Origin of the sequence: Silvanigrella paludirubra (assembly GCF_009208775.1) — a bacterium.
Classification (GTDB): Bacteria; Bdellovibrionota_B; Oligoflexia; order Silvanigrellales; family Silvanigrellaceae; genus Silvanigrella; species Silvanigrella paludirubra.
Genome location: NZ_WFLM01000003.1, coordinates 381,444 through 400,264, shown reverse-complemented (window position 1 = coordinate 400,264; position 18,821 = coordinate 381,444). Strand labels below are relative to the sequence as shown.

Sequence of the window (18,821 nt, the reverse complement as noted above, 5' to 3'; positions counted from 1 at the left end):
TAATTATTAGGCGCTGATATTTTCGTTATTTTCCACTTTTTTAGGTTGTAATATTTCTCTTTGAACCTGTTCTGTTTTTATAAAATCTTTGTTTGATTCATGGATAGGCACAGGAGTTGGATTTAATTTTACAACTTTTCTTTTCTTATTTATTTTTTTAGTAAGTTTAGCTACATGCTTTAATTCTTGAAGATATAAAGCATGATTTTGTTTCATTTCAGACTCCATAAGCTCTATCTTTTTAAATATTTTCTTTTCTAATTCAAAATCTTGCTCTAATAAATTTTTTCTATAATCCGTAGATTTTCTGCTGTAAAGTAACAGAACTGGGGCTTGAATTGCTCCCATCAAAGCAAGAATCGTTCTCAAACCGTTAAAAGGGTAGGGATCAAATCTTAAATTTTGATAAGGTATAAATTCGTTCCATAAAACACAGCCGACAACGATCCCAAAAAAGAAAAAAAGTGCCCACCATGATGTGGAAAACTCATAAAATCGGGAGCCTGATTTGTCTCTAATTTTGCAAAATGAATCAAGTTTTTCTTTTGTAAGCCTCATGACACTTCCTAGTCAGGTTTAGAATCAAAAATGAAAGAGCATTATCCATGATACAGGTTCGTCACTATTTTGTAAATATTTTGTGACAACGATGTGACAAATTTGTTTTAGAGTTTTTTAGAAGAAAACAAAAAACGAGCCTTAGAAAGCAAAATTAGCCTTATTTTATAGGAATAGACTTCCTCAATGAAATGTTCTTTGTTACAAAAGAGGTGGATTAATTTGCACTCTATTAATGTTTATTGTGCGTACACCACTTTAATTGTCGAGGAAATTCATGTCTTACCACCACAAGCAACTAGAACCATATTGGCAAAATCATTGGAAAAATAAAAATATTTTTAAAACTACAGAAGATAAATCAAAGCCAAAATTCTATGCTTTAGACATGTTTCCTTACCCAAGCTCTTCAGGACTCCATGTTGGTCACCCTATGGGCTATACGGCAACAGATATTGTTTCGAGATATTACAGAATGAAAGGATATAACGTCCTTCACCCTATGGGCTGGGATGCTTTTGGACTTCCTGCTGAACAACACGCTATTGATACAGGTGAACATCCTTCAAAAGTAACATATCGATCTATTAATAATTTTAGATCACAATTACAAAGCCTTGGCTTTTCTTATGACTGGGATAAAGAAATTGCTACATGTGATCCAAAATATTATCATTGGACTCAATGGATTTTTTCTCTTTTATATAAAAAGGGTCTTGCCTATCAAGCAGAAGTTTTTGTAAATTGGTGCCCCGCATTAAAAACAGTTCTTGCAAATGAAGAAGTCATAGATGGCAAAAGCGAACGTGGTAATCATCCTGTTTTCCGTGTTCCTATGAAACAATGGATGTTAAAAATAACCTCTTATGCAGATCGCTTATTGGAAGACCTTAATAAACTAGATTGGCCAGAATCTACAAAAGAAATTCAAAGAAATTGGATTAAAAAATCTGTTGGAGCAAAAGTAAAGTTTTCAATAAAAAATAATGACTCCGATAAAATAGAAGTTTTTACGACACGTCCAGACACTTTATTTGGCGCAACATATATGGTGCTTGCCCCTGAACATCCTTTAGTAAATAAGCTAACAACAACTTCACAAAAAGATAAAGTAACTGAATACTGTGAAGTTACTTCGCGAAAAAGTGATTTAGATCGCACTGAATTAAATAAAGATAAATCTGGTGTTTTCACAGGCTCATTCGCAATAAATCCATTAAATGGCGATGCAATAGAAATATGGATAAGTGACTATGTTTTAATGGGATATGGAACAGGAGCTATCATGGCAGTTCCAGCTCACGATACAAGAGATCATGATTTTGCGAAAAAATTTGGTTTAAAAATTATACAAGTTATTCAATCACCAGATAAAAACTTTGATATTGAAAAAGAAGCTTATACTGAAGATGGCGTTATTATAAATTCCGATTTTTTAAATAATTTAAATGTTGAAGAAGCAAAAGAAAAAATAATAGAACATCTTGTTAAAAATAAACTAGGTGAACAAAGTATTACTTATAAGCTTCGTGATTGGATATTTAGCCGCCAAAGATATTGGGGTGAACCAATACCAATTTTAAAAGATTCAAAAGGAAACATCATTCGTACGTTTAATGAAAATGAATTGCCATTAACGTTACCAGAAGTAACAAGTTACGAACCAACTGGAGATGGAAAAAGCCCTTTATCCGCAATCACAAATTGGGTACAAAGAAAAAATGAAAAAGGCGAACTTGAATTTGTTGAAACAGATACAATGCCAGGAAGCGCTGGAAGTAGCTGGTATTTTTTACGTTATATTGATCCTTTTAATCAAAAATCAATTGGTGATTATGAAAAATTAAAATACTGGATGCCAGTCGATCTTTATGTTGGCGGCCAAGAACATGCTGTAGGGCATCTTTTATATTCTCGTTTTTGGACTAAAGTTTTATTCGATGCTGGAGTTTGTCCTGTTGATGAACCTTTTCATAAATTAGTTCACCAAGGCATGATATGTAAAGATGGTGCTAAAATGTCCAAATCAAAAGGCAATGGCATAAATCCAGATGATGTTATTCGTGAATATGGCGCCGATTCCTTGCGTGTTTATGAAATGTTTATGGGACCACTTACACAGACAAAAGAATGGGACGATAGCAACTTAGCGGGTGTGCATCGCTTTTTAAGTAGAATACAAAGATATTATTTATCAGATGACGGAAAAAGTTTATTAAATAATGAGCCAGCTTCTCAGCAGGATTTAAAAATTCTTCATAAGACAATTAAAAAATTAACTGAAGATATCGAAAATTTAAGCTTTAATACTTCTATTGCTCAAATGATGATTTTTCTAAATACAATAGCAGAATCTCAATGTAAAAATAGAGAAATATTAGGTGAATTCTTAAAATTACTTTCTCCTTTTGCTCCTCACCTTGCTGAAGATTTGTGGTTTAAATGCATTTTAGAAGAAAAAATGTTACCTGAAGATAAAAATTATAAATTTATCTCTTTAGAAAACTGGCCTAAATTTGACCCCTCTTTAACTGTAGATAATGAAGTTAAAATTGGTGTTCAAATTAACGGAAAACACAGAGGAGAAATTTTAATTCCAATGAATGCTTCACAAGATGAAGCCGTTGCAGCTGCCATGGAAAATGCAAATGTAAAAGCAACTCTAGAAGGTAAAACAATTAAAAAAACAATATTTGTTGCAAATAGAATATTAAATTTTGTTGCGGTTTAAAAAATAGAATTAAAATTTCTATTGTTCCTCTTTATAAATAGAAAAATTTTTATAAGATTTTTCTATTTTTTTTATATATTTTATAAATTAAAACTATCATATTCAAAGATAAAAGCTATACTATTCTCATACTTTAATTTTCTTAATATGAAATATTTAATTTAAATTATATCAAATAATATTAACTAATAAATTTTATTTTTTTGCTTTAGTTTTTATTAATTGGAGTCTTTATGAATTCATTTGTTTTAAAAATACTATCCGCATCATTTGCATTATCTTTATCATTTATCGCCTCAGCAAAAGATACACTATATGAGGGAGAATCACTTTTTAAAGAACGATCATCTCTAATAATGGCTGATTCAGATTAACAATGCAAAGTGATGGTAATTTAAGAATTTTTGATGGTTATTCAGTTTTTATGTGGCATAGTAATAGCACAAGAAATTGTAATTAATATATCACTAAATAAAATTCATTTCTCATTCATTCCTTCCATATTTAAAACCTCACCTAAAGAATTTAAATAATATAATTTTTTTACTTTTCCTTGATTATCTTTAATAACAACGGATGAATGAGAATAATATCCTATTTGTATTTCTTCTGTTATTTGTTTGTTTGTTTCCATTCCTGATTTCAATAAGGCATCTTTAATAGGTACAGACCAGTGTCGATGACCGTTATATGAAAAATAATAATTTAATGCTAAGTTTCCTTCTAAAATCGCATCGTAATTAATAAGAATATCCATTGTTCCTTTATTAGCAATTAATTCTGCTGTAACAGTTTCGCCAGGATCTAAGTCTACAGTCACACCTGTCGTTGAGCCTATTGTTATTGTTTGTGACTGCATTCCTCCTTTTCCCCAAGTCCCTGTATAATTAAACCCCGATTCTCCGCCTAATCCAATTCCATTAAATTGAATTCCATAATTTATAGCTTGGCTAAAACTTAGTGAATGTGTAGTTGACCAATTTGTTTCTACGGTATTTGCAACTTCACTTGAAATTCCTGCATTAAAAGTTGCCCTATGACTGCTTTTATTTGATAGTGTTTTTGTATCAATAATAATAGGCTTTGTTGTTATTCCTTTAATATTTGCATTTTTTACTTTTAATGTAGATTCTACCTGCTGCCAACCATGGGTTTCATATATATCATTCCAAGATGAATCACTCCGCAAGTAAACTCTATTTGGTCTTTTTCCTATGTAATTTTCAGCAATATCCCTAAGAATATTTTCATTCCCAATTTTAAATGCAGAAGCTTCTTGATTTGTAATTACATGAAAATCATTTCCTGTTGCTGTCACACTTGATAATAATGCATTCATTCCCGCAATTATAAAAATAGATAAAGCCATTTTTTTCTCCAAATAAAAAAATAAAGAAATGCAAAATTATTTTACTTATTTAGAAAAATCTATTGTCAAAAAATTGCCTTAATTTTGAAATCAGCCCATCCAAGCTTCACGTGAAAAACGTGTCCACCAATAAATAAAAAATGAAAAAGAATATATAAAATAAAAAATTAATATATAATATTTATATTTAAAATTAAAGGCATTAAGCGTTTTTCCAATAACATAAAAAAACAATGGTAATGCAAAAATAAAACGAGAAGTACTAAAAAATAAATCATATGTTAAAAATTGCACAGCAGAGTGTGCGCAAGAAAATAATAAAGAAACCCAAAATATAGCATCAGATTGTATTTGATTTTTATCAGTAATTATGTTTTTTTTACTTATTAAAAATTTAATTATAACAGCTAAAAAAATGATAAGGGGAATCCAAAAAGCTTGAAGGTCCCAATTTAGAACATTATCGGATCCGCCTACAGAATGTGGATGAAATAATATGTCCCAATGCAAACCCAAAACTCTATTCCATTCATTTTGGGCTCTAAATGATGCTCCAAAACCAAAACCTTTTGTATAGGCATATAAAGCAAAAGTAGAAAAACCAGCAAATATTGAAATTAATGAAATTCCAAAAGGAAATAAATAATTTTTTATTTTTACTTTTAAATATTTTAATATAAAAAATGTTAAAATAATAGATAGAAATAACTGAACAAATAATGGCCTAGATAAACCAATACAATAGCTAATAAGTATTAATAATAAATACTCTATTTTAATCTTTAATAATGATTTTTTTATTTTAGTATTCATTATTCTATAAATTAAAACAAGCCAAATACTAAACTCTAAGGTTGTTAAACTTTCAGAATAACCAAATGAGTGAAATATAGAAAGAGGATTAAAAACAAAACATAAAAATAATAATAAAGCCATTCTTTTTTCAAATACATTTTTAAAAAAACTCCATAAAATAGGTAATGATATAAAAAAAAGAATTAAAGCCATTAAATTTGCTATTAGCATGTAATTTTCAGTGTAAAAAATACGTGAAACAATTTGAATTAGAAAAGGCCACAAAGGAAACATAGCAAAACTACCAATTGAATTATACCCATTTTTTGCTATATTAACATATATTTCTACATCAAATAAACCATCATTAATATAAAAATATTTATAAAAACCGTTACTTTTTACAAGACCAATCATCAAAAACATTACAAATATATATACAATAATTGAATAGAATATAATTTTAAATGAAGATGCTTTATCTATTGAATTTAAAATCTTTTTTCTAAGCATTATAAATCTCCAAACAAATTTTAAAGTCTATAGAAAGACTATAGACTTTATTTAATGAAATCAAGTTATTAAAATTTTTAGTCATTTAGATTTAAAAAAATAATTTTCAAGAAATCTAGCTACACCGTCATTGTCGTTCGTTTCTGTAATAAATTTGGCTCGCGCCTTTGCAAGTTGAGTTCCATTTGCCATGGCAACTCCGTAACCACAATTTGCAATCATGGTTTCATCATTATCACCATCACCAAAAGCAATAAAATCGGAAATATTTATTTTATGATAATTTGCATATTCTTGAACACCTAAAAATTTAGAAACACCAACAGCATTTATTTCTAAAGAATCAAATTTTGATAAAACAGAACTTAAATGGGGTAAATTTTTATTTAATATATTTAAAAACTCTTTTAAGATATTAGGATTAGAAACAAACATAATTTTTTCTGCTAAATTTGCTTTAAAAGCATCTTCTCCAATGACATCAGGAGAAAATCCAATTATTTTTATTTCTTCTTTTGCTTTTTCTGTGTGAAACGGAATAAGCCATTTAAAACCAGAATAAATATGCATCGTAATTTCATTTTTTGGATTTAAAGATAGATATTCCTTTAATAGTTCGCCTATTTTTAAAACATCATCTTTACTTATTGAATTTCGATAAGATATTTCATTCTCATTTTTTGCAATGATTGCTCCATTCCCCCCAATCATTGGTAATCCAGTTAATCCAATTTCAGCGGCGATATTAAGTACAGAACGAATAGGGCGAGCACTAGCTAAAACAATTCTAATTCCATTTTTATCTAATTTATTTAATATATTTTTCGTATAACTAGAAATTTGATGTTTTGAGTTTAATAAAGTACCATCTAAATCAATTGCAACTGCTTTCATATTTTAAATCTTTCCTATTTAATTTTTATTTAAAGATTTTAATAATGATTTAAATTTTTCGACTTGCCTTAGTGTACTCGATTCATTTGTATATAAATGTGCTTCTTGCATTGAAATCCATTTTAAATCTAAAGACTCTTCCGATATAACAATATTCTCTTTTTCATCCGCAATTAATAGATATCGAATGTCATAATGGAAGTGAGCTGGCTCATGGTTTCTTTCAGGAATTAAATGTATGTCAAGATCAAATGGAATAGGAGTATTTTTATTTATTTCATTATAATTATAGATGTTAGGAAATTCTAAAATATTTATAAAATTTAAATTTTTTAAACCTGACTCTTCTATTGCTTCACGCATAGCTGAGTTATGAATTAAATGTTCTCCATCACAATGCCCACCTAGTTGCAACCATTTTTTAAGTTTTGCATGGTAGGTAAATAGAATTTGTGTAAAATTTGAGTTTACAACAAAAGCAGAAGAAGTAACATGACCAAACAAATTTTCTCGCATAAAACAATTCGAATTATCTTGGATAAAACCACAAATTTGATCAAATGATTTTAATTGATCACAGTAAGAGTCAGGAATATCCTTAAAAAGATTATTTAATACCTTGTCTTTATAAATAGAAAGAGTTTCAAGAATTAAATTTCGATTTCCATAATTTCTGGAACTTAACATTTTTTACACCAAAACATTAATTCGTTTTAATTAAATTTTTTCCTAATTGAAAAAAATAAACCCAAACTACGGCGAATATAATTAAAAATCCTCCAAACAAAGACTTAGAGGTCATACTCTCGCTGAGTATCACATATCCAAAAAAGATAGCAAATACTGGTTCTAAAATATAAATGAGCGAAGCTCTTTCGGGCGTTGTTTTGCACTGATATTTTGCTTGCAAAACAGTTGTGCCAACCATTGATATTGCTCCTAAATAAAACAAAGCAATATAAGCACCTAAAGTTGTTGGTAATAAATGCGATGACTTTTCTGCTAACGGGAGAAATGTTGTTGCTAAAATACACATAAATAATATTTCTAAAAATGCAAATATTTTACTTTTTTGATATTTTTTAATAAATATTTGAAGAACATGAATATGAATAGAAAAAGTAATTGCACATAGAATTGTCCAAAAATCACCTTTAGACAACCCTTCTCCATCAAGGGGACTTGTTAAAAAAAACATTCCTACCAATGCAATTGCCATTGAAACAACGTCTTTAATAGTAGGAATTTGCTTTTGAAAAACGGGAGATAATAATGGAACAAAAACAATAGTTAAATTTGTCAAAAAAGCGCTTCGACCTGAATGAATTGTCTCAAGGCCAAAAACTTGGAATAAATGAGAAAAATAAATTAAAACACCTAAAACTATTCCTAATGGTAAATATTTTAAACAATCTTTTCTATCTTCTTTTTTTAAAAAAACAAAAGGCAATAAAACAAAAACGGCTAATAAAGATCTAAAAAAAACAAGAGCAAAAGAGCTCATTTCAGCAATGACCACACGAGTTATCGGAAAAGTTAAGCCCCAAATTACAGTTAATATGACAAGAGCAATTTCAGCCCGAAATCTTTGTGATGTATGCATTTTTTTTACCTAATTTTAGTTAATAATATCTCAAATTCAATTAGAAATTAAAATTATAATGGAGAACAATAAAATGCAAGATTAAATACAAAATAATTTTTTAATAAAACAATTCACAATTGTCTAAATCATATGTTAAATATCGTATGAAGATTGTTTCCGTATTCTTAATTTATAATAATAGGAGCTAAATCGATGTCTAACCTTGATACGCTTTTTAAAGAACATATTCAAATCCGAATGCGTTGTGCGGATAAAGCTTTAGAGGCTCTTAATTATCGTTCCTTAATTTTAGGTGCAGGAGAGCCTTTTGGCTATTTTGCAGATGATAACTATGCTCCTTTTAAAACAAACCCACATTTTGCACACTGGTGTCCAGCCGCAGGACCTCACCATGTTTTAAAATATGAAATTGGCAAAAAACCATTATTAATTTATTATTCCCCCGACGATTTTTGGCATTTACATGAAAGATTAGACAATCCATTTTGGGCTTCAAATTTTGATATTATTGAAGTTGGAACAAAAGAAAAAATTTGGGAATCGCTTGGTGATTTAACTTATTCTGTTTTCTTAGGTAACGAAACAAAATATGCCTGCGCAAAAAATATTAAAATAAACTGTGAATTAATGGAAGCCCGCTTAAATTGGCATCGTCGTTTTAAATCTGATTATGAAATTCATTGTTTATCAGAAGCCAATCGCATTGCCGCAAAAGGACATCTTGCCGCAAAAGAAGCTTTTTATAATGGCGAATCTGAATATGAAATTCATATGTCTTATTTAAAAGCAATGCAGTGCGTTGATACCGATTTACCTTATACTGGAATTGTTGCATTAGATAAAAATGGTGCCATATTACATTATCACGGAAGAGACAAAAAACGGAATGGAAATGTTTTACTAATAGATTCTGGAGCAACTTATAATAATTATGCTTCTGATATAACAAGAACCTACGCAACAAATAATTGTGACCCTGTTTTTATAGAGCTTCTTGCTCAAACAGAAAAATTGCAAAAAGAACTTTGCCAAGCTGTAAAACCAGGTCTCTATTACCCATCATTACATGAAACATGTCATTTAAAAATAGCAGAAATTTTAGAAAATGTTGGGATTTTAAAAATTTCAGGTGACTATCAAACAGCCTTAAAAGATGGAATTACAAAAGTATTTTTACCACACGGACTGGGTCATATGTTAGGAATTCAAGTTCATGATATTGGTGGTAAACAGCTTGATGAACAAGGCAATCCAGCTCCTTTAAATCCATCTAATATTTCTTATCGCTCATTAAGATTTGTTGGTACTTTAGATCAATCCGTAGTTGTTACTATTGAACCAGGAATCTATTTTATTCAATCTTTGTTAAGCCAATTTAAAGAAACAAATAAACATTCAGATAAAATAAATTGGAGTTTAATTGAAAGGCTAATGCCTTTTGGAGGCATAAGAATAGAAGATGATGTTGCACCTATGGGTCATGCGAATCGTAATTTAACAAGAGAATATTTACCTTAATATTCTCTTGTTTTCACATTCCATTTTGAACACGATGAATTGTAAATGTAATCAAATTAACAATTTCTTCAATATCACAATTTCGAGCTAGCACATTAACTGGTTTTTTCATTCCTGTTAATATAGGTCCAATAGATGTTGCACCACCTAATTTACTCAAAAGTTTATAGGCAATATTACCAGAAGTTAAATCTGGAAATATAAGAACATTTGCAGGTCCTTTTAAAGTAGAAAAACCATAGGAGCGTTCAAGAAGCTCTGAAGATAAAGCAAAGTCTGCTTGCATTTCACCATCAATTTCGATGTCTGGTCTCAACCTTTTAACAATATCAGTTGCTTTACAAACTTTATCTGACTCTGGATGTTTTGTACTTCCAAAGTTACTAAAACTTAGCATTGCTACTCTTGGTAATTCATTTAAATATATTTTAGCCATATCATGTGTCTGAATTGCAATTTGAGCTAATTGTTCTGCATTAGAATTAATATTTACAGTTGTGTCTGCAACAAATATGCTTTTATCTTTCCAAAGTAACATATAAATACCGGCTAAAACTTTATCCGCTTTTGTTCCAATAATTTGTAACGCAGGCCTTAAAGTATCGCCATAATTATGATGAACTCCAGAACAAAAGGCATCGGCCTCTCCTGAGTCTACCATCATAGAAGCAAAATAATGATGATCTCCTGTCATAAGCTCGTAGGCACCCATTCTAGTGACACCTTTACGAGCTCTTTTTTCTAATAAAAGCGATGCATATTTCTCTGTTCTCTTATCGTCACTTGGATCAATTATTTCAACTCCTGCGAGTTGTTTTTCCAATTTAATTTCTTGAATTAATTGTTTAATTTTTTCAATATTACCAATTAAAATAGGTTCACAAATTCCTTCAGATCGAACAATTTCGGCTGCCTTTAATATTTTAGGGCTTGTTCCTTCAGGTAAGACAACTTTTAATTTTTTTCCGTGAGTTCTGTTAGCTACAACAACATTTCTTTTAATTTTTCTTGTTACCGATTGCAAAATACCCAAACGAGATTCGAGTTGATCAACATACTGTTCAAGATCAATATTTTTTCGTGAAACTTTAGTATCCATTGCCGCTTTTGCAACAGCAGGCGCAACTCTAAGTAACAAACGAGGATCAAATGGTTTTGGAATTAAATATTCTCTTCCAAATCCAAGTTCCGAACTATTTGCATAAGATTTTGTTACGCTTTCAGGGATATCTTCTTTTGCTAAAGCAGCTATTGCATGAACCGCTGCCATTTTCATTTCTTCGTTAATACGTCGCGATAAAACATCCATAGTACCCCTGAATATATAAGGATAACCTAGAACATTATTCACTTGGTTTGGATAATCGGAACGTCCCGTTGCAATAATAGCATCTTGTCTAACCGACTTAATATCCATAGGAGAGATTTCAGGATCTGGATTTGCCATAGCAAAAATAATAGGATCTCTTGCCATTGTACTAACCATTTCTTTTGTAACAGCTCCAGCGACACTTAAACCACAAAAGAAATCGGCTCCTTCAATTGCTTCGGCAAGGGTTCTTTTACGCGTTTCATTTTCAAATCGTTCTTTATATTTATTCATACCTTCAGTACGACCTTTATAAACAACTCCTTTTGAATCACATAAAATTAAATTTTCTTTTTTTAACCCAAGATTAATATACATTTGTGCACATGCTATGGCAGCAGCCCCAGCGCCATTCACAACACACTTTACATCGGAAATATTTCTTCCGGTAATTTCGCATGCATTTAACAAGGCCGCTCCACTAACAATGGCTGTCCCATGCTGATCGTCATGAAAAACGGGAATATCTAATTCTTCGCGTAGTTTTTCTTCTACTTCAAAACATTCTGGAGCTTTTATATCTTCTAGATTAATTCCACCAAAAGTAGGTTCAAGCATTCGGCATGCAGATATAATTTCTTCAGGAGTTTTTGCATTTAATTCAATATCGTAACAATCAATATCAGCAAACATTTTGAATAAAACAGCTTTGCCTTCCATTACAGGCTTACCTGCCATAGGACCTATAGCGCCCAATCCAAGAACAGCCGTACCATTAGTTACAACCGCAACAAGATTTCCTTTAGCCGTATATTCATAAACTAAAGAGGGATCTCTTGCGATTTCTTTGCATGGCTCTGCCACTCCTGGTGAATAGGCGAGGGTAATGTCTTTTTGATTTTTACATTCTTTTGTAATGCCAGTTTCAATCTTACCTTTACGTCCCTTACTATGATAATTAAGGGCGTCTTCTCTTAAACCCATGTTACCTTCCTCCTCTAATGCTACGAGATGATGTCATGGGAACAACCATATTTAGGGTATCCTTTTAGAATACGGCTTGCAATGTGATAAGCTAACACTATCCTTTAAAATTGAGCTCCGAAATTTAAAGAGGTTAATATATAATGAAGGTTTTACTCATAGATGATGATGCTGATTTATTGGAAATGACAGTAAAAAGATTTAAGCGTAAAGGCTATGAAGCTGAATTTGCTCAAAACCTTTCATCGGCTAGAAATATTTTAAAAAACTCGACAGATATAAATAGTATTGTTTGTGATCTTTTTCTATTAGATGGAGAAAATGGAGTCGATTTTTTTGAAAATGAAGTTAAATCTACATTTAAAGGAAAATTTGTATTGGCAACAGGTGATGATACTGCTGACCCTAGAATTGAAAAAAATAAACACGATAATAAAAATTTTACCTGTTTTCAAAAACCCTACTCAATTGATGATGTTATAAAATTTATAGAGCAATAACATGGCTATTAAGTTAAAAAATAATCAAAAAATAAAAGAAGAATTAGGAAATTGGGTCAAACTAAATGATGCCGCACAAATTTTACAAGTATCTGAGATTACTTTACGAAGAAAAATAAAATCAGGTCAAATCAAATCTGAGCTTAGAGACGGAAAATACTTTGTACATATTAAAGAATCCCAATTAAAAGAAAAAAAGAATGATATTATAAATTTTGAAAAGTATTTAAATGAAAAAGAAATTGAAATTAAAAATTTAAAAACTCAATTATATGACCAAAAAATTCTTATTGATGCCTTAGAAGAGAAATTAACTTTTTTATTAAAAAAATCACTATAGCAATATTATTGACTTAAATTAAATTATAAATTGAGTAACTTTAAATAAATTTCAATTTTACCTCGTTATTCACTAAAAAAGTTGCAATAGTTTTAAATAACCATTAATATCTTTAACTATTAAATGGATAAATAAATTATCTATTTTTATATAATTTTCAAATTTAAAATCTATTTTTTAGAAGTGGTAATTCAAATGTGTCCCATAAAAAAGTTAGCTTATCTTTTTTTGACTTTTAACATAAATTCTTATGCTCAAGAACTAAATTCAAATAAAATCATACTATCGCTAGACCTTGAAAAAGCCATGGATATTGCAGAAAAAAACTCTTCAGAGGTAAAACTAACAAATACAGAGTTACAAAACTTTAACTCTCTACATACTTTATCCTTTTTTAAATTAGGCCCTTCACTAAGCGCCCAAGCTTCTACGAATTGGTATCCAAATCAAAATTCAAATTATAATTCATCCTCTCCTGACAGAAAAGCCGATGCATCTATAAGTTTAGAACAACCCATTACAGGACTTTGGCAAAATGCTTATAAAGTATCTGAGCTTTCTTCTAAAACCGATAGTGCTTCTTTTGATCTAAAGGGCGCTAAAATTAAAGCTCGTACCGAAGGGGCACAAACTTTTATCAATACTCAACAGGCATATAATGATTTAGAAATAAAAAAAGCTGCTTTCGAATATTCAACGTTACTTTACAAAGAGACAAGCATTTTATTTGAAACAGGAGACGAAACAAAAGATAAAATTGACCTATTACTTTCACAAGCAAATGCAGCAAAAAGTGAAATTGCCTACGAAAATGCAAAAAACGAATTTCAAAATAAAGTAGCAGATTTAAAAAAAGCTCTTAATTTAAATGAATATGTTTCTATTCAAATAAAAAATGAAGATAAATCCAATTGGGAAAAACAAGAAAATAAAATTCCAGAATTAAATACACTTTTAAATCAAGGTCAAAAAAACAGAAGTGAAATAAAAAGTCTCGACTCTAAAATAAAAGCAACAAATTCAAATATTGCCTATCAAAATTTTAATTTTCTTCCTACAGCAAGCATTGTATCTTCCTATTCCAATTCAGAATCTTTTGGAAATAACTCTAATACTATCGATCCCAACACGGGTACTTTTTCATCTGGCAATGATTTAAGCTTTGGATTAAAATTATCATGGACAATATGGGATTCTGGAATTTCACTTTCAAACCGTATTGAATCTTTGAATGAACTAGAAAAAAATAAAATAAATAAAGATAAAAAATTAATAGATATAACTAACGAGGTTATAAATGCATTTAATAATTTAAAAACGAGTATTTTAATTTTACCTCAATCAAAATTAGCGGCAGAAGTTTTAGAACAAGCCTATAAATTATCAAAAATAAAATACAAAACAGGTAATTTAACTGCCTCTGAGCTCATTAAAACACAAAACGAATTTATTAACTCTAAAATTGAATTATCTAAATTAAGAAGTGATATTGATAATAATTGGATTAAATTACAAGCAGCAATAGGAAAAAATCCTATCTCTTCAGACAAAAGGTGAAAAATGAAACTCACGAGTCATTTTAAAAATAAAATTATTTTTTTAATATTCTTTATTGCATTTGTATCATGTACAAAAAATGATAAAAACAAAGCATCTTTACCAGAGCAAAGTATAAACAAAGAAGAAAAAAAAGAGGAAAATCAAAAAAATTTAATAAAAGAAAAAGAACTACAACCAATTCCTTCTAAAAAAGAAGAAACAAGTACAATAAATACCTCTCTAGATTCCGAAAGTGTCCCAAGTATTCCTGCTTATATTAAAGCCGAAAATCAAAGTTCAATTGGTTTTTCAACTTCTGGAAGTATAACTCATATTTATTTTCGTTCTGGCGAAGAAGTAAAACAAGGACAAATTTTAGCTTCTATGGAAGATAACCAAGCTTCAATTGACGTAAAAACAGCCAAAATTGATGTCAGTTTAAAAAAACTAGCTCTTGATCAGCAAGAAAAAAATACACAAAGAATGGAAAAACAATTTAAAAGCGGCATTGTTAACTTAGCAACCTATGAAAAAGAAAAAAATTTATTAGAGTCTAAAAATTTGGAATATCAATCTGCACAAGCTAATTTGGCTGGTAAAGAATTTATTTTAAAATCAACTAAAATATTAGCTCCCTATAATGGAGTCATAACAAAAGTTGAAAAATCTGTTGGAGATTATGTAGCTACAGGTACCTCTGTTTTTCAAATCACCCAAAATAAAAATTTTAAATTATATGCACAAATTCCTATTACTTATTTTAATCAATTAAAAATTGGAATGAAACTTGAAGTCCGCAATCCAAATACCGGAAATAAAGGTGAAGCTATTATTAAAAGAGTTGTTCCTGTAGTCGATTCTGTTTCAAAAACATTTGATATATATGCAGACGTTACTTCTTTTAATGATAAATTGGCCCCTGGTATTTTTTTAGAAATTAAACTTAAAACAAAATAATAAAGAGCGAACCCCTATGTTTTTATCAAATGTTTCGATAAAAAGACCTTATTTTGCTTCAATGATAAATTTAGTGATTATTATATTTGGCCTTATTTCTTTTTCAAGAATGGGCATAGACCGTGAACCTAATGTTGAATTTCCCTATGCATCCGTTTCTGTTACTTATAATGGAGTCAATCCTAAAACGTCTGAAGAAATCCTTTTAAAACCTTTAGAAGATGCTTTAAAAGGTCTACAAGGGTTAAAAACAATGTATGGCTCTGCTTTTCAAGGTGGCGCTAGTATTTTTTTAGAATTTAATCTTGATACCGATGGCGATAAAGCAGTAAATAATGTTAGAAATATTATTAGTGCTGTTAATTTACCTAAAGATGCTGAAAAACCTATTGTTAAAAAAATAGAATCAAATAAAAAGCCAATCATGGAATTAGGTATCACATCTAAATCGTTATCTACTCAAGAAATATCTCGTTTTACTTTAGATGAAATAAAGCCAAGACTACAGCGAATAGAAGGTGTAGGTGATGTTCTTGTTTATGGTTATCAAGATCGTGAAATACATATTAATTTAAATTCATCTTTATTAAATGCAATGCAAATTAGCCCAAGTAGTTTAAAAGGGAATATTGAAAATCAAATTTTAAATAAACCTTCTGGAACATTACGAAGTACATTCATAAACATGGGCATTTCCACTTATAGTATTCCATATACAATTGACTCCATCGCTAAAATACCTATCAATATAAAAGATAAACCCCTAATTCGTATCGAGGACTTTTCTACTGTAACAAATTCTTTAGCGGAAGAAACTTCTTATTCGGAATACAATGGCGTTAAAACAATTTCGATTGCAATTAAAAAAGAATCAAAAGGAAACATTCTTCAAATTGCAACTAATATAAAAAAAGAAATTGAAAAATTAAATAAAGAGAATACAAATAAAATAGAAATTATTACACTTAGTGATGACTCTTTATATATTAAAGACTCTTTTAATGCAGTTTTATTTGATATTATTTTAGGAGCTTTTTTAGCCGTAGTTGTTGTTTTTATTTTTCTTCATGATTGGAAAAATACGTTCATTTGTTCTGTGGCAATACCTGCTTCTTTAATAGGTACGTTTGCTGTTATTCATTATTTAAAATTTACCTTAAATGATCTTACTTTGTTAGGCTTAACACTTTCAATTGGTATATTAGTAGATGATGCTATTGTTGTTATTGAAAACATTCATAGACATAAGTTAATGGGTAAAAGTGCTATTAAAGCAGCGATGGATGGGTCTGCTGAAATTGGGCTTGCCGCACTTGCCGTCACTTTAGCTATTGTTGCTGTGTTTGTACCAATTGCTTTTATGGAAGGTATTGTAGGACGCTATTTTTATGAATTTGGAATAACAGTCGCTACTGCTGTTTTAATTTCATTATTTGTTGCATTTACAATTGTACCTATGATGAGTAGTAAATTATTAAATGAAAATAATATTAAAAAAGAAAATAAATTTATAATATTATTTAATCAATTTTTTAATAAAATACAAAATAACTATCAAAATATTTTAAAAAGAATTTTAAATAGAAAAAAAACAACTATTTTAATTGGATTTATTATTTTTATATTGAGTGTTTTATTATTAAATTTTGTCCCAAAAACATTCCAGCCTGATATCGATGACAGTAAAGTTTATTTTAATTTTTCTTTATCCCAAGGAACACCACTAAGCACATCAATTCATAGAGCAAAAGAAATTCAAGAATTTATTCGAAAATACCCCGGTGTTGAAAACGTTTCTATGAACGTAGGAGCAGGTGAAACAAATTCAGTAAGCACCATAAATTTCACAATTATGCTTGTAAAACCAAATAAAAGAAATTTTACTAAAAATGAATTTACGGATCATATTACAAATGATGCTAAAAAGTTTATTCGTAGCGATAAAGAAAAAATTGGATCGGGTGACAGTTATAAACAAATCCAAGTGAATTTAATTTCAAGCAACAAAGATGCCCTAAACTCGTATTCAAAAAAATTAATCGAATTTATCAATACCATTCCTGAAGCAAAGGGAGCAACAAGCTCACTTCAAGATCCTGCATATGAATTAAGAGTGTTACCAAATAGATTAAAAGCGGCTTCATTTGATGTCAGTTTAAATGATATTGCAGACACCATTGAATTATTATTTAAAGGAGTAAAAGTTGGCAATTTTTATGCTGATGGAAGATTTTACGATATTAAAATTATGCTACCAATAAAAATAAATCAAACAATGAATGATTTAACGGGAGTGCTTGTCCCAAATTCAAAAGGCGGACAAGTATTATTATCCAGTGTTGCTACCATAGAAAAAGTACCCATTGATCCTGTCATTGAACATATAAATGGAAATAATAATTTAAATGTTAGCGCTGATTATTATGGAAAAGATTTAGAGTCAGCAGTTCATAAAATAGAATCTTTTATAAATAAAACAATTCCTTTTGGTGTTACGCACGGACTGGACGGAAATTCTGAGTTTTTTAAAGAAACAATTAAAAATATTTCAAGCGCCTTATTGTTAGCTATTTTATTTATTTTTATGGTTTTATGCGCTCAGTTTGAAAATATAAAAGCACCACTTTCCATTATGCTTAGTGTTCCCTTAGCTTTTTCTGGTACGTTTTTGGCACTTCTTATTACCAATGAAGCTTTATCCATAGATTCCATGATAGGAATTATATTATTGATGGGTCTTGTTACCAAAAATGCTATTTTGTTAGTTGAATTTGCTCAACAAAAAATGGCAGAAGGTATGAATGTAGAAGAAGCCCTTTTAGAAAGTGCGGTCGTTCGATTTAGACCCATTATGATGACAACCCTTACTATGATTGCCGGTATGTTACCTTTAATTTTAAGCTCTGGAGCAGGAAGCGAAGCAAGAGCAAATATGGGTATTGCGGTTATGGGAGGCCTTATTTCTTCTACTATATTAACTTTAATTATTGTTCCGTGTGCTTACAGCCTCTTAGTAGGTTTTAAACCACAAACTATTAAAGCAAAACTCCACTTCCGTAAAAAACATAAGCTAAAAAATTCCTAATAAGTAGAAAATTTGGGCTCAATTTTTTTAAAACAACTCATAAACTCTTTATATTATTAACATAACTTAAAGAGTATTCTTTTTTATAAATAATTATAAATATATTTTAAGATAAAAAAAAAT

General features: G+C 29.5%; 15 protein-coding genes. 8 read left to right on the top strand and 7 right to left on the bottom strand.

Features of this window, described 5'->3' with window-relative positions:
- Window positions 1-6: 6 nt before the first annotated feature.
- Entirely contained in the window at window positions 7-558 is a 552-nt protein-coding gene (locus GCL60_RS09330; RefSeq protein ID WP_153420388.1) for a DUF1003 domain-containing protein, read from the bottom strand.
- A 277-nt stretch (window positions 559-835) separates the two neighbouring features.
- On the opposite strand from GCL60_RS09330, the gene leuS reads away from it, so the two are divergent.
- On the top strand, window positions 836-3,289 hold the full coding sequence (gene leuS, locus GCL60_RS09325; RefSeq protein ID WP_153420387.1) for a leucine--tRNA ligase: 2,454 nt from the start codon (window positions 836-838) through the stop codon (window positions 3,287-3,289).
- 233 nt (window positions 3,290-3,522) lie between these two features.
- Window positions 3,523-3,663 (top strand): hypothetical protein, encoded by a 141-nt coding sequence (locus GCL60_RS09320; protein ID WP_153420386.1) that lies wholly within the window; start codon window positions 3,523-3,525, stop codon window positions 3,661-3,663.
- A gap of 104 nt (window positions 3,664-3,767) precedes the next feature.
- Here the strand turns inward: GCL60_RS09320 and GCL60_RS09315 are convergent, their stop codons facing one another.
- The 5 genes from GCL60_RS09315 to GCL60_RS09295 form a co-directional block, all read right to left on the bottom strand.
- Entirely contained in the window at window positions 3,768-4,658 is an 891-nt protein-coding gene (locus GCL60_RS09315) for a follicular epithelium yolk protein subunit (RefSeq protein WP_153420385.1), read from the bottom strand.
- A gap of 90 nt (window positions 4,659-4,748) precedes the next feature.
- Entirely contained in the window at window positions 4,749-5,966 is a 1,218-nt protein-coding gene (locus GCL60_RS09310; protein WP_153420384.1) for a glycosyltransferase family protein, read from the bottom strand.
- A gap of 81 nt (window positions 5,967-6,047) precedes the next feature.
- Complete coding sequence (locus tag GCL60_RS09305) at window positions 6,048-6,860, bottom strand: Cof-type HAD-IIB family hydrolase (protein ID WP_153420383.1); 813 nt, start codon at window positions 6,858-6,860, stop codon at window positions 6,048-6,050.
- An 18-nt stretch (window positions 6,861-6,878) separates the two neighbouring features.
- Window positions 6,879-7,547 (bottom strand): NUDIX hydrolase, encoded by a 669-nt coding sequence (locus GCL60_RS09300; protein ID WP_153420382.1) that lies wholly within the window; start codon window positions 7,545-7,547, stop codon window positions 6,879-6,881.
- A gap of 16 nt (window positions 7,548-7,563) precedes the next feature.
- Window positions 7,564-8,463: a DMT family transporter gene (locus GCL60_RS09295; RefSeq protein ID WP_153420381.1), complete on the bottom strand. Its 900-nt coding sequence runs from the start codon at window positions 8,461-8,463 to the stop codon at window positions 7,564-7,566.
- 195 nt (window positions 8,464-8,658) lie between these two features.
- On the opposite strand from GCL60_RS09295, the gene pepQ reads away from it, so the two are divergent.
- Window positions 8,659-9,984 carry a Xaa-Pro dipeptidase gene (gene pepQ / locus GCL60_RS09290; RefSeq protein WP_153420380.1) on the top strand — a complete coding sequence of 442 codons (1,326 nt, stop codon included), beginning with the start codon at window positions 8,659-8,661 and terminating at the stop codon, window positions 9,982-9,984.
- Window positions 9,985-9,997: 13 nt separating this feature from the next.
- Here the strand turns inward: pepQ and GCL60_RS17465 are convergent, their stop codons facing one another.
- On the bottom strand, window positions 9,998-12,277 hold the full coding sequence (locus GCL60_RS17465) for an NADP-dependent malic enzyme (protein WP_153420379.1): 2,280 nt from the start codon (window positions 12,275-12,277) through the stop codon (window positions 9,998-10,000).
- Between the two features lie 143 nt (window positions 12,278-12,420).
- Between GCL60_RS17465 and GCL60_RS09280 the strand changes: the two genes are divergently transcribed.
- The 5 genes from GCL60_RS09280 to GCL60_RS09260 all read left to right on the top strand — a co-directional run bounded on the left by GCL60_RS09280 (window position 12,421) and on the right by GCL60_RS09260 (window position 18,698).
- The gene (locus GCL60_RS09280) at window positions 12,421-12,777 is read left to right on the top strand and encodes a response regulator (protein ID WP_153420378.1); all 357 of its coding nucleotides are present in this window, start codon (window positions 12,421-12,423) and stop codon (window positions 12,775-12,777) included.
- Window position 12,778: 1 nt separating this feature from the next.
- Window positions 12,779-13,117: a MerR family transcriptional regulator gene (locus GCL60_RS09275; RefSeq protein WP_153420377.1), complete on the top strand. Its 339-nt coding sequence runs from the start codon at window positions 12,779-12,781 to the stop codon at window positions 13,115-13,117.
- A gap of 195 nt (window positions 13,118-13,312) precedes the next feature.
- On the top strand, window positions 13,313-14,674 hold the full coding sequence (locus GCL60_RS09270) for a TolC family protein (protein WP_153420376.1): 1,362 nt from the start codon (window positions 13,313-13,315) through the stop codon (window positions 14,672-14,674).
- A gap of 3 nt (window positions 14,675-14,677) precedes the next feature.
- The gene (locus tag GCL60_RS09265) at window positions 14,678-15,613 is read left to right on the top strand and encodes an efflux RND transporter periplasmic adaptor subunit (RefSeq protein ID WP_153420375.1); all 936 of its coding nucleotides are present in this window, start codon (window positions 14,678-14,680) and stop codon (window positions 15,611-15,613) included.
- A gap of 16 nt (window positions 15,614-15,629) precedes the next feature.
- Window positions 15,630-18,698: an efflux RND transporter permease subunit gene (locus GCL60_RS09260; RefSeq protein ID WP_153420374.1), complete on the top strand. Its 3,069-nt coding sequence runs from the start codon at window positions 15,630-15,632 to the stop codon at window positions 18,696-18,698.
- Window positions 18,699-18,821 lie beyond the last annotated feature (123 nt).

Bases quoted from the DNA above. Each gene is read 5' to 3' on its own strand.
- GCL60_RS09320 (WP_153420386.1), top strand. From the start codon at position 3,523: ATGAATTCATTTGTTTTAAAAATACTATCCGCATCATTTGCATTATCT.
- GCL60_RS09295 (WP_153420381.1), bottom strand. From the start codon at position 8,463: ATGCATACATCACAAAGATTTCGGGCTGAAATTGCTCTTGTCATATTA.
- GCL60_RS09310 (WP_153420384.1), bottom strand. From the start codon at position 5,966: ATGCTTAGAAAAAAGATTTTAAATTCAATAGATAAAGCATCTTCATTT.
- pepQ (WP_153420380.1), top strand. From the start codon at position 8,659: ATGTCTAACCTTGATACGCTTTTTAAAGAACATATTCAAATCCGAATG.
- GCL60_RS09275 (WP_153420377.1), top strand. From the start codon at position 12,779: ATGGCTATTAAGTTAAAAAATAATCAAAAAATAAAAGAAGAATTAGGA.
- GCL60_RS17465 (WP_153420379.1), bottom strand. From the start codon at position 12,277: ATGGGTTTAAGAGAAGACGCCCTTAATTATCATAGTAAGGGACGTAAA.
- GCL60_RS09330 (WP_153420388.1), bottom strand. From the start codon at position 558: ATGAGGCTTACAAAAGAAAAACTTGATTCATTTTGCAAAATTAGAGAC.
- leuS (WP_153420387.1), top strand. From the start codon at position 836: ATGTCTTACCACCACAAGCAACTAGAACCATATTGGCAAAATCATTGG.
- GCL60_RS09265 (WP_153420375.1), top strand. From the start codon at position 14,678: ATGAAACTCACGAGTCATTTTAAAAATAAAATTATTTTTTTAATATTC.
- GCL60_RS09315 (WP_153420385.1), bottom strand. From the start codon at position 4,658: ATGGCTTTATCTATTTTTATAATTGCGGGAATGAATGCATTATTATCA.
- GCL60_RS09305 (WP_153420383.1), bottom strand. From the start codon at position 6,860: ATGAAAGCAGTTGCAATTGATTTAGATGGTACTTTATTAAACTCAAAA.
- GCL60_RS09300 (WP_153420382.1), bottom strand. From the start codon at position 7,547: ATGTTAAGTTCCAGAAATTATGGAAATCGAAATTTAATTCTTGAAACT.
- GCL60_RS09260 (WP_153420374.1), top strand. From the start codon at position 15,630: ATGTTTTTATCAAATGTTTCGATAAAAAGACCTTATTTTGCTTCAATG.
- GCL60_RS09280 (WP_153420378.1), top strand. From the start codon at position 12,421: ATGAAGGTTTTACTCATAGATGATGATGCTGATTTATTGGAAATGACA.
- GCL60_RS09270 (WP_153420376.1), top strand. From the start codon at position 13,313: ATGTGTCCCATAAAAAAGTTAGCTTATCTTTTTTTGACTTTTAACATA.